The organism is Nocardia sp. NPDC003726 (genome assembly GCF_053586955.1).
This window is the reverse complement of record NZ_JBSFNF010000001.1, coordinates 221590-239109: the sequence shown is the minus strand read 5'-3', so window position 1 is coordinate 239109 and position 17520 is coordinate 221590. Positions and strand designations below refer to the sequence as shown.

Annotated in this window: 11 protein-coding genes; 5 read left to right on the top strand and 6 right to left on the bottom strand. The window is 69.3% G+C overall.

Annotated features, from left to right (window positions below):
• Nucleotides 1-135: 135 nt before the first annotated feature.
• From ACWDMM_RS01175 to ACWDMM_RS01160, 4 genes are all read right to left on the bottom strand, one after another.
• On the bottom strand, nt 136-1755 hold the full coding sequence (locus ACWDMM_RS01175; RefSeq protein ID WP_323124259.1) for an ABC transporter permease: 1620 nt from the start codon (nt 1753-1755) through the stop codon (nt 136-138).
• Nucleotides 1752-2666, bottom strand: coding sequence for an ABC transporter ATP-binding protein (locus tag ACWDMM_RS01170; protein WP_357105152.1), 915 nt, complete (start codon nt 2664-2666; stop codon nt 1752-1754). Before ACWDMM_RS01170 ends, ACWDMM_RS01175 begins: the two co-directional genes overlap by 4 nt.
• The gene (locus ACWDMM_RS01165) at nt 2663-3664 is read right to left on the bottom strand and encodes a 1-phosphofructokinase family hexose kinase (RefSeq protein WP_195081299.1); all 1002 of its coding nucleotides are present in this window, start codon (nt 3662-3664) and stop codon (nt 2663-2665) included. Before ACWDMM_RS01165 ends, ACWDMM_RS01170 begins: the two co-directional genes overlap by 4 nt.
• Before the next feature lie 162 nt (nt 3665-3826).
• Entirely contained in the window at nt 3827-6190 is a 2364-nt protein-coding gene (locus ACWDMM_RS01160; RefSeq protein WP_323124260.1) for a heavy metal translocating P-type ATPase, read from the bottom strand.
• A 303-nt stretch (nt 6191-6493) separates the two neighbouring features.
• On the opposite strand from ACWDMM_RS01160, the gene ACWDMM_RS01155 reads away from it, so the two are divergent.
• From ACWDMM_RS01155 to ppsA, 5 genes are all read left to right on the top strand, one after another.
• Nucleotides 6494-8014, top strand: a complete 1521-nt coding sequence (locus ACWDMM_RS01155) for a bifunctional aminoglycoside phosphotransferase/ATP-binding protein (protein ID WP_195081298.1) — start codon at nt 6494-6496, stop codon at nt 8012-8014.
• Between the two features lie 142 nt (nt 8015-8156).
• The gene (locus tag ACWDMM_RS01150; protein ID WP_449935352.1) at nt 8157-9641 is read left to right on the top strand and encodes a wax ester/triacylglycerol synthase domain-containing protein; all 1485 of its coding nucleotides are present in this window, start codon (nt 8157-8159) and stop codon (nt 9639-9641) included.
• Nucleotides 9642-9710: 69 nt separating this feature from the next.
• Entirely contained in the window at nt 9711-12431 is a 2721-nt protein-coding gene (locus ACWDMM_RS01145; protein WP_449935350.1) for a cation-translocating P-type ATPase, read from the top strand.
• 68 nt (nt 12432-12499) lie between these two features.
• Nucleotides 12500-13054: a flavodoxin domain-containing protein gene (locus tag ACWDMM_RS01140; RefSeq protein WP_195081296.1), complete on the top strand. Its 555-nt coding sequence runs from the start codon at nt 12500-12502 to the stop codon at nt 13052-13054.
• A 134-nt stretch (nt 13055-13188) separates the two neighbouring features.
• Complete coding sequence (ppsA, locus tag ACWDMM_RS01135; RefSeq protein WP_449935346.1) at nt 13189-15513, top strand: phosphoenolpyruvate synthase; 2325 nt, start codon at nt 13189-13191, stop codon at nt 15511-15513.
• Here the strand turns inward: ppsA and ACWDMM_RS01130 are convergent.
• Together ACWDMM_RS01130 and ACWDMM_RS01125 are read right to left on the bottom strand one after the other, a co-directional pair.
• Nucleotides 15504-16403: a universal stress protein gene (locus ACWDMM_RS01130; protein ID WP_195081294.1), complete on the bottom strand. Its 900-nt coding sequence runs from the start codon at nt 16401-16403 to the stop codon at nt 15504-15506. The two genes, ppsA and ACWDMM_RS01130, sit on opposite strands and share 10 nt — an antisense overlap.
• A gap of 58 nt (nt 16404-16461) precedes the next feature.
• Nucleotides 16462-17409, bottom strand: coding sequence for an Acg family FMN-binding oxidoreductase (locus ACWDMM_RS01125; protein ID WP_323124261.1), 948 nt, complete (start codon nt 17407-17409; stop codon nt 16462-16464).
• Nucleotides 17410-17520: the final 111 nt, after the last annotated feature.

Genomic DNA, 17520 nt, shown 5'->3' with positions numbered 1-17520 from the left:
GGACCAATGTCGTCGCTGGGCACCGTGCGCCATGCGCACGCCTTGAATTCGACCCCGAGGTTTCTCGTCCGATGCCCTGGGTACAGCCGGCGTTGCCGAGTAGCGATCACGTGTTCGCAGTGAATGGAGGCCGGGTCAATACCCGACGTCGCGGCGCCGGAAACCGGCGACAGCGATCAGCAGCCCGGCCGAAGCGGTCAGGAGGATCACGACTATGGGCGTGGCGGTGACGGGGAGCAGCGGGGCTTTCGGAAGATGGGTGAACGGCGAGGCGTCGTCGAACCAGTCGGGCAGATCGAAAGCGGCCGTGAAGAGCAAGGCGACGGCGCAGTAGGCGAAGGCGGCCCAGGCCACCGCTACAGCCGCTCTCGGAGCCCAGCCGACGCCCAGCACCGCAACCGCGATCACCGACCAGACCGCTGGTAGGTACACCAGCGCCACACCGGACATGCGCAGCGCCTGCCCGAAATCGGAGATCGTCAACCCATAGGTCAGACCGACGGCGAAACCGCCGACGGCCAGTATGAGTGCGCCGCCCCCCAAAGCGATGGCGAGATGGCTCGCCAGCCAGCGATACCGGCTGACCGGAGCGGCCAGCAGCGACTCGGCTCGTCCCGCGATCTCCTCCCCACGCGCGCGCAGCACACTGGCGACGCCGAACGCGGCAGTGAGCAGCGCGACGATCGACACCGTCAGGGACAGATACGAATTCACCGCGTCGGCCGCACCGCCGGGAAGGTAGGCGGCGATCTCGGGGTTGTCGGCGAGATAGTCCTCGATGCTCTCGGTGAACGAGCCGTAGGCGGCCCCCAGCGCGAATACGCCCAGGGCCCATCCGGCCAGCGAACCGCGCTGCAATCGCCAGGCCAGACCCAGCGGCGAGCCCAACGCCCAAGACGCCGTCGCGCGCCCTGTGCCGTAGGGAAGGAGCCCGGCGCCGAAGTCGCGTCGGTCCAGCAGAGCCAACGCCGAAGCGGTCAGCGCGACAGACGCGGCGGCGAACAACAGCACCGTCCACCAGCGGTCGCCGGCGTAGGGGTAGCTGCGCTGGGCCCACCCGATCGGCGATAACCAGGCGACTGCTCCGCTGCCCACATCGCCGATCGCCCGCGCCACGTAGGCGGCCGCCACAGCCAGCCCGACCGCCCCGTAGACGCTGCGCGGATTCTCGAAGATCTGCGCGGCGACGGCGGTGACAGCGGCGAACGTGACACCCACGCCACCGGTGACCACGCCCAGCAGCAGCGAGCCGCCCGCCGGAAGCCCGGTTGCGACGGCGGCGGCGAAGAGGACCAGAACGACGGCGATATCGGCCAGCCCCGCCAGTGTCAGCGCGGCGACGGCGGGCGCCCGGCGCCCCACCCGCGCCGAGCGGAGCAGTTCCGCTCGCCCGGTCTCCTCGTCCGAGCGAGTATGCCTGCCGACCAGGAACATGTTCATCAACGCGACCACGACCGCCAGATACGCGAGTATCTCGAACACGATCTCTCCGCCGATGGTCGTCAGCAATCGCGTGGGTCCGCCCATAGCGACGGCAGCCGCGCTGGCGCTCACCGTCTCGCGCAGCTGCGCGAGTTTCCGCGGTGTGTCATAGAAGCGCTGACTACCGACCGACTGGAAGGCGAGCAGCGCGGCGGCGCCGAGCAGCCAGCACGGTAGCGAGAACCGCTCGCGCCATAGCGCGAAGCGCAGCAGCGTACCTGTCCCGGCAAGCTCTCCTCGCGGTATCGGTCGCGAAATCAAAGTCGAGCTCACCGGTTCTCCTGCCCTGCAGGGGCCGAAGCGGCGCCGTAGTGGCGCAGGAAGATGTCCTCGAGTGTGGGCGGCGTGCTGGTGAGGCTGCGCACGCCGAGATCGGCGAGTACGCGCGTCACGGCGTCGAGGTGCGCGGTATCGACGTCGAACCTGGCCCGAGTACCGTCGCGGACGAGGTCGTGCACGCCCGTCACCGCGTCCAGAGCCGTCAAAGGCCGGATGGTCTCGACGGTGATCGTGGTGCGAGTCAGATGCCGCAGCTCGGACAGGGTGCCGCTCTCCACGGTGCGCCCACGCCGGATGATGCTCACCCGATCGCACAGTGCCTCCACCTCGGACAGGATGTGACTGGACAGCAGGACGGTCCTGCCCTCGTTCTTGGATTCCGCGATACAGCACTGGAATTCGGCTTCTTTGAGTGGATCGAGCCCAACGGTCGGTTCATCGAGCAACAGCAGTTCCGCGTCCGACGCCAGCGCCGCGACGAGCGCGACCTTCTGCCGGTTGCCCTTCGAGTAGGCACGCGCCTTCTGGTGCGGATCGAGATCGAAGCGCTCCAGCAATTCGGCGCGGCGGCGCTGGTCGATGCCGCCGCGCAGCCGGCCCATCAAGTCGATGACCTCGCCGCCGGTGATTCCGGGCCAGAGGAGGACTTCACCGGGCACGTAAGCCAATCGCGCGTGCAGGCCGACCGCGTCCGACCACGCATCACCGCCGAGCAGCCGCACCGTCCCGGAATCCGCACGCAGCAGGCCGAGAAGAATACGGATCGTCGTCGTCTTGCCCGAACCGTTCGGCCCCAGGAAGCCATGGATCTCACCGGTGCCCACGGTCAGATCCAGTCCGTCCAGCGCCGTTGCGGGACCGAACGATTTCCTCAGGCCGGCGATGGATATCGCAGACCCGGTCATCGCGGCGACCCCTCCCGCAACTGGGTAGCTCCAGGCCGGGCCACGTCGTCGACGTCGGCTGCGTGATCGCTGTCGCGCGGTTGTTGTCGGTACAGCTGCGCGATGTGCTCGTGGCGGCCGGGCCCGGTACCGGTGGTGGCGAGCGCCGCGGTGGCGGCGGCGATGCCCAGACGCACCGCCTCGGACAACTCGTACCCCCGAGCCAGGCCCACCACGACGCCCCCGACCATCGCATCGCCGGCCCCGATACCGCTGCGCACCCGCGCCTGGATCGGCGCGAACCATTCGTGCGATTCCCGAGTCACCACAAGCGCGCCCGCGGCGCCGAGGGACAGCAGCACCATCTCCGTCATTCCGGCGGTGATGAGGCTGCGGGCCTGCGCCAACTGTTCGGCGCGGTCGCTCAACGGATGCCCGGCGTAGTCGCCGAGTTCCCGCACGCTCGGCTTGATCAGGTGGACACCGCGGCGCACGCTGCGCAACGCGTTGCCTGAGGTATCCAGCACCATCCGCACACCGAGGTCGGCGACGAGATCGGTGAGGATCTGGTAGAAGTCCGCGGAAGCGCCCGGCGGGAGGGTGCCGCTGGCCACGAGATAGTCCGCGCCGAGCGCCGCACGTTCGACTGCGGCCAGGCAGCGGTGCTGTTCCGGATCGGTGAGCCGAGGGCCGGGAAAGACGAACCGATACTGCTCGCCGCCGGCGGTCTCGGTGACCGAGAGACTCTCCCGGGTGGATTCGGCTATCTGCACCGGTACCGGCGGCACTCCGGTGTCGCGCACCAGCTGTTCCAGCAGTCGGCCGTGCGGGCCGCCGGTGGGGAACACCGCTCTCACCTCGACACCGAGTTCCGCCACGGTACGCGCGACGTTGATGCCGCCGCCACCCGGGTCGTAACGCGGTGTCGCGCAACGCATCTTGTCCGTCGGTACCACCTTGTCCACCCGTGTCGCGAGATCGATCGCTGGGTTCATCGTCAATGTCACGATCCGGCTCACCGAAGCCTCCTCGCTGCCGCCCCATTCCCATTCCCGACGATTCGATCCCGTCCCGGACGCCTGCCGTCGGGTTACTCGTCGCGGCCCGGTACCGAATACTCTGCGCACTCATCGACGACCGGAGCAGAGTCGACCGCCCTTCGGACGCTGGGACCTAGGTCATCAGGCCGAACTCGGCACCGGATTGTCGACCGAGGGCGCCAGAGTGAACAGAGCTTCGTCTTCCTGCGCGAAATGCAGGGTGAGTACGGCGTCCAATCCATAGAGCGTGGCACGCAGATCATCGATCTGGTCCGCGCGGATTCCTTGTGGCGCGTCGTCGAGATGACGGCCGATGCGCCGGATGAGGCGTTCGATCTCGGTGTGCTCCCTACTCATGGTCACCATCGCCTCCGGATCGCGCAGATAGCCGGTCAACGCTGGATACAGTTCCGATTCCTCGGCGTGCTCATGCGGCAGTATGTCGTCCACCAGGAGTTCGAACGCGCGGCGGACCGCGGCGTCGGCGGTCGGCCCTGGACCGCTCGACAGTGCGTCGGCGGCCTGCCGCACGGACGCGCGTGCGGCCCGCAGTCTGCCGTGCTCACGCGCGAAACGGGTGACCAACGGCTCGATCGCCGCGGTCGGCCGACCGCGATGTACCCGCAGAGCGCGTAACGCGTTCAGGATCACCGCGACATCGATGCCCTCCTGCAAGAGCGCGCCTGCCGCGGGCATCAGCAGTCCGAACGCCGCGGCGATCATCGCCGCCAGTGACATCGCCATCCCGGCCGTCGCGCTCTGTACCGCCAAACGATGTGATCGCTGAGCGATCTCCACCGCGTCGGCGAGCCGGTCGATGCGGTCGTCCACGATCACCGCGTCGGCGGCCTGCACCGCCGCCGTCGACCCGCGCGAGCCGAGGGCGACGCCGACGTCGGCGGCCGCCAGCGCGGGCGCGTCGTTCACTCCGTCGCCGACCATCACCGTCACACCGTTGTGGCGTTCGGCCCCGATGGCCGCGATCTTGTCGGCGGGGTCGGCGTCCGCGACGACTTCGGTGAGACCGAGCAGGTGAGCGACCTCGGCCGCGTTGTCCACTCGGTCGCCGGTGAGCATGAGCAGTCGTCGAAGACCCGCCGAGCGCAGTCTGCGCATCGTTCGCTCCGCGTCGACGCGAATGCGGTCGCGCACCATCAGCGCGGCCATCGGCTGTTGATCGACGCACACCCACACCACGGCGGCCAGATCCAGCCGCGCCCGCCGCATCGCCGCCAGTGCCCACGGCGCCGGCTGCGCCTGCGCCGGAAGCCGGCCGACCCGCACCTCGCGGCCCTCGACCGTCCCGCTCGCCCCCTGCCCCGGTTCTTCCGACACCCCTTGCGCGACCGCCCGCTCTATACCGCGTTCCGCCGCCGCGGCGACCACCGCACGCGCGAGCACATGCGGCGAGAACTCTTCCACCGCCGCTGCCTGGCGTAGCACCTGCTCGGCGCGGACGCCGGGCGCGGTGACGATGTCGAGCACCTCCGGCCGTCCGACGGTCACGGTGCCGGTCTTGTCCATCGCCAGGCATCGCGCCTGCCCCAGAGTCTCCAACGCCGCACCGTCTTTCACCACCACACCGGCCCGCGCTGTCCGCGACATCCCGGCCGTGATCGCGACCGGCACCGCCAGCAGCAGCGGACAAGGGGTCGCCGTGACGACCACCGCGACCGCCCGTACCGGATCCCCCGTGAACAGCCAGGCGGCGCCCGCGACCGCGAGAGCCAGCGGTAGAAACCACACCGCGACGCGATCGGCGAGCCGCACGGTAGGAGCTGCCGCAGCGGCGGCCTGTCGCGCCAGTGTCACGATGCCGGCATAGGTGCTGGCCTCGACCGTCGCAGCGGCTCGGATGTCCACGGCTGTGCCCGCGTTGACCACACCGCTGCGCACCTCGGTATTCGCCCGTCGGACCACGGGTACCGACTCCCCCGTCAGCGCCGATTCGTCGAAGACTCCCGCGGTGCTGAGGACGCCGTCGACCGGCACCGTCTCACCGGGCAGTACCACCACGAGATCCCCGGGCGAAATCGCTGTCGCGGCGATGGTCTCGATGCCGTCGCGGCGACGGCGATGCGCCTGGGCCGGGGCTCGGCGCAACAAGGCGGACAGGTCGCGTCCGGCGCGGCGGCCCGCGTACGCCTCCAGCACCTGCCCCGTGGCCACCATGAGCGCGATCAGAGCACCGGCGAAGTACTCACCGACGACCACCGCGCCGACCAACGCCACCAAGGCGAGCAGGTCCGCGCCGTAGCGCCGTTTCAGGAGATCCGACAGCACCCATGCGGTCGCGGGAACGAGCGCGGCCACCGTGGCCACCAGCCACATCAGTTCAGCGACCTGCGCGCTCGACAGATATATCGCGAGGCCTGCGGTGACCAGCACAGCTATCACGCAGACCAACACGAGCGCACCGACCATCCGGCGACGCGCGGCACGCGATTCGCCGTCGGGCGTCGCAGCGGCGGCCGGTGCATCCGCGTGGTCAGGCAGACGCGGCATGAACTCTCCGATCATCTCGTGCCGGTGCTACGCCCGGCCGCCGTGAGCTACGGAAGGCGCCGCTCCGGCTCGGGCAATGTGACTCCAGTCTGTCCCCCTGCGGCGGATCACGGCAGGTCCACGGGTCGACGATCGTAGGGGAGATGGTCCCGGCCTGATCGGACGAACGACCTTCGCGCCCGGCGCTCACAGACGACATCGCACGGCACGGTATGCCAGGGCGGGGCAGGCCATTGGACCCTAGGCAGCGCAGGCCGGCCCCGGCCACCCTGTAGATCAACTCGTCTACCAGAGGGAGTCGTCATGCTCGATGCCTCGGCCCTGCGCACCGCCCTCCACGCCACCCACGAATCCTTCGCGCAGCTGCGCGAGACGCATACCGGGCTTGTGGTGCTGTGCGGAGACCGCGCCTACAAGGCCAAGAAGCCGGTCGTCACGGACTTCCTCGATTTCGGCACGCCCGAGAAGCGCGAGCGAGCCTGCGTTCGCGAGGTCGAGTTGAATCAGCGCCTGGCACCCGACGTCTATCTCGGCTTGGCCCACCTGACCGACCCCGAAGGCGGCGCCCCGGAACCCGTCATCGTGATGCGCCGGATGCCGGACGCACTGCGCTTGTCCACCATGCTCACCGACTCCGCCCGGCCGGCACCCGGTCTGTCCGCGCTGGCGGAGACTGTCGCGCGTTTCCACGCGGCGGCGCGGCGCGGCGCGGACATCGACCGCGCGGGCACACCGGCGCGGCTGCGACGACGCTGGGACACGCTGTTGCGGCCCCTGCGCGAACGCCCTCCAGCGGCGAGCGATCCAGCACTCCTCCCCTGCACCGAGCACTTGGCGATGCGCTTCATCGACGGCCGCACCCCCTTGCTGGCGCAGCGCATCGCCGAGGGCCGCGTCGTCGACGGCCACGGCGATCTGCTCGCGGAAGACATCTTCGTCCTGCCCGACGGCTTCCGCATCCTCGACTGCCTCGATTTCGACGACGAGTTGCGCTGCCTCGACGGCCTCGACGACGCCGCGTTCCTCGCGATGGACCTGGAATTCCTCGGGCATACGGAAGAATCCACCTTGTTCTTGAACGAATACCTGCGCGCGGCGGGCGATTCGCCTCCGCCATCGCTTCGGCATCATTACATCGCCTACCGGGCGACGGTCCGAGCGAAGACCGACAGCATCCGCGCCGAGCAAGGCGATCCGGAAGCCGCGGCACGCGCCGGGCGGCATCTCGCACTCGCCGTGGAGCACCTGGAACAGGGTGCCGTGCGTCTCGCGCTGGTCGGCGGCCTGCCCGGCACCGGGAAGTCCACCGTGGCGGCCCGTTTGTCAGCGGCGACCGGCGCCGTCGCGATCTCCAGCGACAGCGTCCGCGCCGGTCTGCGCGCCACGGGAGCCATCGAGGGCGCCGCGGGTGCATTCGGCGCGGGTGCCTATCGACGCACGGCGAAGGAAGTGGTGTACACGCGTATGCTGGCGCGGGCCAGAGACCTGCTCGAGCACGGCGTCTCGGTCGTCCTCGACGCCAGCTGGACCGACGCCGACCAGCGCACCCGCGCCGCCGCTGTGGCCGACGAGACACGCAGCGATCTGGTATCGCTGCGGTGCGCCTGTCCACGCGCCATCGCCGCCGAACGACTCCACGCCAGGCCCCGAGGTGACTCGGACGCGACTCCCGCTATAGCGGATGCCCTAGCGGCTGAGGCAACGCCGTGGCCCGAGGCCATCGAGCTCGACACCACCCGAGCGATCGAGCACTCGGTCGCCTTGGCGCTCAACGCCTGGCGCGGCGCGCCATATCCGGCCCCGGTCGCTGTCAGCCGTAGGTGAGCGAATTCAGCAGCAGGCGCCTGCTTGCCGGATGGTGAACCCCGTGGCGGCCCAGCTGCGCGCCGGCGGAGGACAAAGGACCTTCACATAAGGGTCTTCGTCACCGTCCGCCGACCGAACCGTATCCAGCAGACTGAGTGTTATGGATACCGCGGAGTCCGCTGGTCCGGCGACAATGCGCAGCATCTTCGCCGCGCGGCTCTCGCCCCAGCACACCCACATGTCACAGTCGGATCTGTTCTCCTGGAACATGGAGCGCGATCCGGTCCTGCGCTCGACGATCGTCTCGGTGCTGGTGCTCGACACCGAGCCGAATCAAGACCGCCTGCTGCGGACGATCGACCTCGGCACCCGGATCGTCCCCAGGCTGCGACACCTGCTCGTCGCCGCGCCGCTCGGCCTCGCCCCGCCACGGTGGGCGCTCGACCTGGATTTCGATCTGTCCTGGCACGTGCGACGATCCGTGTTACCGGAACCGGCGGACATGAGCGCGGTGCTCGAATTCGCGCGAACCGAGGCCATGACCGGGTTCGACCAGGCCCGCCCGCTGTGGCGCGCGACGGTGCTCTGCGGTTTGGACGGCACGCGATGCGCCTTGGTGCTGACGGTGCACCATAGTCTCACCGATGGCATCGGCGGCATCCAGATCGCCACGGCTCTGCTCGACTTCGATCGTATGGGCACCGACCATGGTCATCCGCCGGAGCCGAAGGCCGACTACCCGAACACGCTGCGCGACATCATGGCGTGGAACTTCGCCGTCGGCTCGGAACTCGTTGTGAGCGGCGTTCGTTCGACACCGCCGACGGTACGGCGAGTGCTGCGCGATCCGGTCCGGGCGGTGCGCGACGGCGCCGCTCTGGCTGGTTCGCTCGTCCGCTTGGCGCGGCCGATCACCACGACGCTGTCACCTGTGATGACCAGGCGGGGTCTCGGTCGGCGGGTCTCGGTGCTCGACGTGCCCCTCGAAGGACTGCGCGGCGCGGCGCGTGCCGCGGGCTGCACCTTGAACGACGCCTTCCTGACCGCCGTGATAATTGGATTGCGCACATATCACGCCAGGCACGGGGCTACGCTCGACCAGCTGCGGGTCACGATGCCGATCAGTCTGCGCACCCCCGGCGAGCCGCTCGGCGGCAACCGCATCACCCTCGCTCGTTTCGCCTTGCCGGCCGGCATCGCCGCGACCGCTGACCTCATGCGTGCCGTCGACTCCGCGGTTTCGGGTTGGCGGCGGGAACCGGCGATTCCGTTGTCCGGTGTCGTCGCGGCCACGCTGAACCGACTGCCCGCGAGGGTGCTCACCGAGATGCTCAAACACGTGGACTTCGTCGCCTCCAACGTCCCCGGCTCCCCGGTGCCGCTCTACATCGCCGGGGCGCGCATCGATCGCATGTACTCCTTCGGCCCCACCATCGGGACCGCCGTCAACGTGACGCTGACCTCGCACGCGGGAACCTGCAACATCGGAGTCAACGCCGACACCGCGGCCGTCCCCGACACCGAAACGCTGACCGAGTGTCTCGCCGAAGGCTTCGCCACCGTGCTCCGACTCGGCAGCGAGCACGCATCGGAAGCCGCGGGCGTAGCCCGGTTGTCGTACACACCCCGAACGACCGGTGTCTAGTGGGTCCGGTGACCACCGCGAAGCGCACGCTCGAGAGGTGGCTTCGATGAAATACGTGGCGGCGTCGCGGTGACCGGCCTGGTCGAAGCGGAGACCGGTCTGCGGATCGATCCCACCGAGCGGATCGATCTGCTGCTTCGCGATCTGCGTGGCAGCCGCCGCGGCCTAACCACGCGCGAGGCCGAACGGCGACTGATCCATTATGGGCCCAACATCCTGCGGCGACGCGGCCGCCGAAGCCCGCTGCGTGAGCTGGCACGCCAGTTCACCCACCCGCTGGCGCTGTTGCTGTGGGCGGCGGCCGTGCTCGCGGCGGCGGTCGGCATCGTCCCGGTCGCGATCGCGATCGTGGTCGTCATCATGATCAACGCGGGCTTCGCGTTCGCGCAGGAGCGGCACGCCGAGCAGGCGGTGGAGGCGCTGGCCGCCTTTCTGCCGCCGCGAGCGAAGGTCGTGCGGGACGGGCAGGTCGCCGAGGTGGGGGCGATCGGTGTCGTACCCGGCGATGTCCTGGTCATCGCGGAAGGTGACCGGATCTGTGCGGACGCACGGCTGCTCGACGGCGGCATCGAGCTGGATCTGTCCGAGCTGACCGGGGAATCGGTGCCGGCCTACCGCAGCGCCGACGCCGTCGACGCCGGAGTTCCGCTGGCGCAGGCCCGTGAACTGGTCTTCAGCGGCACCTCGTGCACCGAGGGTGAAGCTCGCGCGATCGTCTTCGCCACGGGCATGCACACCGAACTCGGACGCATCGCGGCGTTGTCCGAACGCGTCGAACGCGACGAGAGCCCTCTGGAACTTCAGGTGCGCCGCGTGGCCTGGTTGATCGCGCTGATCTCCGTGCTGCTCGCCGCGGCGTTCATTCCGGTCGCGATGCTCGGCGCCGGACTGTCCCCGGTCAATTCCGTGGTCTTCGCCGTGGGGCTCTTGGTGGGTAACGTCCCGGAGGGTCTGCTACCGGTGATCACCCTCGCGTTGGCGATCGGCGTGCGCGACCTGGCCCGCCGCGGGGCGGTGGTCAAGCGCCTCAGCGCTGTGGAAACCCTCGGCTCCACCGACGTGATCTGCACCGACAAGACCGGCACCCTCACCGAGAACCGCATGCGCGTCGTCGTGATCGATACCGCGACCGGGTCCCACACCCCTGAGGCCACCTCCGGAAAGCGCGACCCCACCTTGGCCCGGGTGACCGAAGCGATGCTCGCCTGCAACAATGCGCGTCGCACCGAAACCGGATCCCTCGTCGGTGATCCCACCGAACTTGCACTGCTGGCCGCGGCGTCAGCACTGGGCGAGCAGGTCCTCATCGAACTACGAGAGCGCTCCCGGCAGCGGCTGTTCCATTTCGACCCGATACGCAAAAGGATGTCGACCGTCGACGCGGACGAGACCGGTCGGCTGCGCGTGCACGTCAAAGGAGCCCCGGAGTCGCTGCTGCCGCTGTGCACCGCGGAACTCGGTTCCGACGGCCGCATCCGATCACTGAGCGAGCAACGCCGCGCGCAACTCGCCGAGCGCGTCGATTCCCGCGCCGAGCAGGGGCTGCGGATGCTGGCCGTCGCCGACCGCGATGTCGCCGCTCCCGCTGCGCCGCAAGACCGGGACCAAGCCGAGCGGGACCTGGTCCTGCTCGGCCTGGTTGCGATGGAGGACCCACCCCGGCCCGAGGTCGCCGACGCGGTAGGGCAGTGCCACACTGCGGGCATCCGGATCATCGTCATCACCGGCGACCACGGATTGACCGCGGCGGCGGTCGCCGGACAGATCGGTATCACCCGCGGACCGCCGACAGTGATCACCGGTGCCGAACTCGACCGGATGAGCGAGGACGACCTCGACCGGTTGCTGGCGGGACCGGCGGAACTCGTCTTCGCGCGGTCCTCACCCGAGGCCAAACTGCGCATCGCCGACGCGCTGCGCGCCGCAGGCCACGTCGTCGCCATGACCGGCGACGGCGTCAACGACGCGCCGGCACTACGCCGCGCGGACATCGGGGTGGCGATGGGCCGCTCCGGTACCGACGTGGCCCGCGAGGCCGCCACGATGGTGCTCACCGACGACAACTTCGCCACCATCACCGCCGCCATCCAGGCCGGTCGGCGGGTCTACGACAACATTCGCAAGTTCATCTGCTACATCTTCGCCCACACCACACCCGAGGTGACACCACTGCTGGTGTTCGCGCTCTCCGGTGGCGCGATCCCGCTGCCGCTGACCGTGATGCAACTGCTGGCCTTCGACATCGGCACCGAGACACTTCCGGCACTGGCGCTCGGACGAGAAGCGGCCGAACCCGGCCTGATGCGCCGGCCGCCCCGCAAGCGCAGCGAATCGGTGATCCGCACACCGATGCTGCTGCGCGCCTGGCTGTTCCTCGGAGTGATCGCGGCGGTGCTGGCCATGGGGGGCTTCTTCTTCGTGCTGCTGCGGGGTGGCTGGCACCTCGGAGATCCCACCGGCCCGGGAACGCCACTGCACCACACCTACCAGCAGGCGACCACGATGACCTTCTTCGGCATGGTCGCGGGTCAGATCGGCACCGCGTTCGCCGCGCGGACCGACCGCGCCTCGCTCCGCTCGATCGGCGTCCTGTCCAATCGCCTGCTGCTGTGGGGCATCGCCTTCGAACTCGCCCTCGCCGCGACGATCATCTACGTCCCCGTGCTGCAGAGCCTGCTCGGCACGGCCGCCCTGACCCCTGCCATGCTCGCTTTCACACTGCCCTACCCGTTCATCGTGTGGGGCGCCGACGAACTACGCCGCTGGCTGCTGCGCCGCCACCGGCGGTGACGATGGTCCCCCGGGCGCGGGCACGAGTCCTCTCATCGGAGACCGCGCCGGCGAGGAAGATTCTCGGCATGGACCAGGACAAACATCACGTCGCTGTCGTCTACGCGACCGAACAGGGATCGACCCGCGATATCGCCGAATTCATCGGCACCGAGCTGTCGGGCCGCGACGCCATCGTCGAACTCGCCGATATCGACCACGCGCCCGAGCTGTCCAACTTCGACACCCTCGTGCTCGGCAGCGCGGTGCACAACATGAAACTCCTCCCTTCCGTCGCCGACTACGTGCACGCCCACCAGGACGAGTTGGTGGAAAAGGACGTGTGGCTGTTCAGCGTCGGCCTCGCCCCGGCACTGCGCGGCCCGATCGGCAGCCGCCTCGGGCGATTGGTCCCGAAGAAGATCGCCGCACTGCGCGATTCGGTCAAGGCGCACGACTACCGCGCGTTCGCCGGACGGTACGACAGCGACGGCATCTCCCTACGGACCCGCATGCTCTACCGACTGCTCGGCAAAGGCCGCTACGGTGATCTGCGTGACTGGGCAGCGGTCCGCTCGTGGACCGACACCATCGCCCGCAGTCTGCGGCTGCCGTCGGCCCGTTCCACCACCATCACCCCATGACGAACGCGTCCGGCGACTCGGCCCCCACCGAGCCGGATGGCACCTGGTGATCCGGCTTGCGCGGCCGTGGTGGACGCGCATCACGTCGCCGGACCCACGCACGCACGTTGATATTCCGATTGATCGGAGCCGTTATGGGCGACTATGTGGCCGACCTCGCCGATCTGCGGCTGGCGGACGCCGACCGCGCAGGAGGCAAAGGCGCGAATCTCGGTGAGCTGGTGGCGGCACATCTGCCGGTGCCGCCGGGGTACGTGATCCTCAAATCGTGTTACGAGCAGGTGATCATCCACGGACCGCACGGCGCCGAACTCGACGCCTTGCACGACGAGGCGCTGCGAGCCGCCGCGCAGAGCGCTCGCTCCGACGACGCGGAACTCGACGACCTGTGCGCCCGGATGCGCAAGCTCGTGCACCAGACCCCGATGGCGGCAGCCGTGCGCGACGCCGTGCTGGCCGCCTACCACCGGCTCGGCGAATCCGTTCCGGTCGCGGTGCGCTCGTCCGCGGTCGGCGAGGACAGTGCGACCGCCTCCTTCGCGGGAATGAACCTGTCGCGCACCAATATCCACGGTGACGACCGGCTCATGGAGGCGGTCGTCGACTGCTGGGCATCCCTGTTCACCCCGCGCGTACTCACCTATCGCGCCCGCCGTGAGATGCACGAGCGTCCGGATATCGCGGTGGTGGTGCAGCGCATGGTCGCCGCGCGCAGGTCGGGCGTGGCGTTCACCGCGGACCCGGCGACCGGCCGCCGCGATCGCGTGGTGATCGAGGCGGCGCGCGGGCAAGGCGAGGTGGTGGTCTCCGGCGCCACCGAGCCCGACACCTACATGCTCGACGCCAAGGGGCCCACTCTGATCGCCGCTCGCGCGGGCCACCAGGAATACGCCATCGTGCCCGGACCCGACGGCGACCAGCGGATCCGGCTGAGCGACGACCAAGCGGCGGGCCAAGTGCTCAGCGAGGACGAAGCCATGTCGGTGACCCGAACGGCTCTACAGGTACAGCAGTTGCACGGGGGCCGCCCGCAGGATGTCGAATGGGCCTTCGACGACGAGCGCCTGTGGCTGGTGCAGGCCCGGCCCATCACCACGCTGGCCGCGCGACCCGAGGGAAAGCCCGAGGCGCGTGCGGCGGCCACGGCTGAGGTTCTACTGCGCGGCCTCGCCGCCGCACCGGGGCGAGCCAGCGGCGCCGTACGCATCCTGCGGTCGCCGTCGGAGGGCTCGACACTGCGCGCCGGCGAGGTCCTCGTCGCGACCATGACCAACCCCGACTGGCTGCCCACCATCTCGCGAGCATCCGCCCTGGTCACCGACAGCGGCGGAATGACATGCCACGCCGCGATCGTGGCACGCGAACTGGGCGTGCCATGCGTGGTCGGCACCCGCACGGCGACCACAACGCTGACCGAGGGCGCCGTCGTGACCGTCGACGGCTCCGCGGGCCAGATTCGGGCGGGGCGCTCGCAGCCGGCACAGACCGAACCTCGCCCGTCGGCGCCGACCGCCGCGACGGAACCGACCGCGACCCGCATCTACGTCAATCTCGCGCTACCGGATGCCGCCGAACGCGTCGCGGCCACCGACGTCGACGGCGTCGGATTGCTGCGCGCGGAAACGCTGATCACGCAGGCGCTCGACGGACGTCATCCCCGGGATCTGATAGCTAGGGGTGAGAAGGAACTTTTCGTCGAACGTCTGTCGGAGCCCTTGCACCGGATCGCTATGGCGTTCGCCCCCCGGCCGGTGATCTACCGGGCGACCGATCTACGCAGCAACGAATTCCGTGATCTCGCCGGTGGAGCAGTCTACGAACCGGACGAGCGCAATCCGATGATCGGGTACCGCGGCTGTTATCGCTACATCCGCGAACCGGAGGTGTTCGCGCTCGAACTCACCGCGCTCGCTCTTGTCCGCGAGAAGACGCCGAATCTGCACCTGATGATCCCGTTCGTGCGCACCCGATGGGAACTGGAGGCCTGCCTCGACCTCATCGACGGCAGTCCGCTGGGCCACCAACGCGGATTGCACCGCTGGGTGATGGCGGAAGTCCCCTCGGTGGTGCACTGGCTGCCCGAATACGTCGGTCTGGGCATCGACGGCGTCTCCATCGGCAGCAACGACCTCACGCAGTTGATGCTCGGCGTCGACCGTGACTCCAGCACATGCGCCGAGTTGTTCGACGAATCCGACCCCGCCGTGCTCGACGCTATCGGCAAGATCGTCCAAACGGCGCGGCGGCTGAAGATCACGGCCTCGCTGTGCGGGCAGGCCCCCTCGACACGCCCCGAATTCGCCGAACACCTGGTACGAATGGGCATCACCTCGATATCGGTGACGCCGGATGCCGTTCCCGCGGCTCGTCGGGCGATCGCCTCCGCCGAGCGGCGAGTTCTGCTCGAACGGGCGCTCGCCACGCGGGAGGCTCGTCCTCACAACCCCCGTCACCGCTGACGCACGACGATGATCGGGCACTCCACCGAATGCAGCAACGCCGCGCTGGTGGAACCGAGCAGCATACCGGTGAACCCACCGCGGCCATGGCTACCCACCACGAGCAGCTGAGCCTCGTCCGATTGATCGAGCAGGGACCTAACCGGCCGGTCACGGACCAGGACACGTCGCACGGCGACATCCGGGTACCGTTCGCCGCATCCGGCGAGATTCTCCGCCAGCAACGCGTCCTCGCGTTCCCGCACAGCGTCCCACCCTGGCACGAGGTCGATGCCACTCGAATCGCTCCACGCGTGCAGCGCGATCAGACCGACCTTGCGTCGCGATGCCTCATCGAAGGCGAGTTCGACGGCGGGCACGCTGTTGGTGGTCCCGTCCACCCCCACCAGAACGGGTTTGCCCGAGGAAAAGGCATCGGTCGCCGACGTCGAGCGCACGACCGCGACCGGACAGTGCGCGTGCCGGGTCATCGCCGTACTCACCGACCCGAGCAACTCACGCCGGAACGCACCGAGGCCGCGGCTGCCGACGACCAGCATCCGCGCGCTCCGGGACCGGTCGATCAAGTCGGGGATGATCGGTGCGACGGTCAACTCGGTGCTGATCGTCAGCGCCTCGCCCGCCGCGGTCGTCCTGGCTACGCGAGCGGCTTCCGTGAGCACCCTTTCGCCGTCCTTGCGCAGCCACTCCACATCGGCTTCGGTGAGCGTGGCCCCCGGACCGTATCCCGGCCGCACAGGGACGGAGGTGACGATGTGCAGCCGGGCGCGATGCAGGGCGGCGTCGGCCGCCGCCCACGCCGCCGCGTGGTATGAGGTGGCCGAACCGTCGACAGCCACCACGAGCGGCGGGTCGATCGGACCGGCGGTTTCCGTCGAGTGCTCCGTCATCGCGTTCTCCTCGGTCCCAGGTCGGACGTGCCGCATCCGTGGCGATCGGTTCCTCCGATCATGTCTCCGGCGAACCCAGCGGCTGCACCACCTCGGCGAGCGGGCGGCGTGGCGTGGGCGGAACCGGGTCGGCGCTGGTGACCGCGTAACCGGCACGGATGATGATCTGCGGATATCCGGCGTCGTCCAGAACCTCGGCGCGAATGCGTCTCCTCGTGTCGGCCAACTCCATCGGCTCGCTCAGCGGACAGGTCGCAAGGCCGAGTGCCGTGGCGGTCAAAAGCACCGCGCTCGCGGCCTCCCCGGCGCGCAGCTGGGACAATCGGTCGTCACTGGTGGTGCTCAGCAGCAGCATCCGATCGGCGGCATCGATGTCGCGCACCACAGCCTGTGGCAATCCCGGGTTCGAGAAGGGACGCACCGTGGGATCGGCTTCGGTCAACACCGCGTTGCGCGCGGGCACCCCTTGCGGCGCCGCGTGCCTGCCGCTCCACTGCGCCAACTCGGCGCCATAGGAGACGTCACGGGCGTGTTGCCAGGCCGCTTGTTCGAACGCGCGCAGCAACTGGGTCCGCGCCGGTTCGGCGTCGACATCGTGCACGAGTACCCCGGTGGCCAGTCCGGCGTCGATCATGGCCGCGATATGCGCCGCCGGTACCTCCCACGAGCTGAAGCGGCGGCGATCCGTGCCGCGCCTGCTGATGGCGCGGGCCAACTCGACGTCCTCGGGACCGCAAGTGGTGCGACGGAACTCGATCGACGCGAGGTGTTCGGGCGCGGCCGGATTCGGTAGCCGATGGATCATCGTCTCCCAACCCTCCGCACGAGCGGCGACTCGGAAATGATGCAAGGCCGCACCACAACTGAGCAGCAGATCGCGTCCGTCGGGATCGGTGTGCGGCAGTCTCCGGCTGTCGTCGGCGTACAGATGCACCGACTCGTGTCCGACCCTCCACAGCCACGGCTGGGTGTTGTGCACCGATGGCGCCCGAGACGCCAGCGCCAACGCGGATCGGAGTGTCTCGGGGTCTGGGTGTGTTCGCGGCATCGCTCGCCCTCTCATCGGGAGCCGTCCGGCAGGCCCGGAACCTGCTCGGCGGTGCGCCACCGCCGAGCA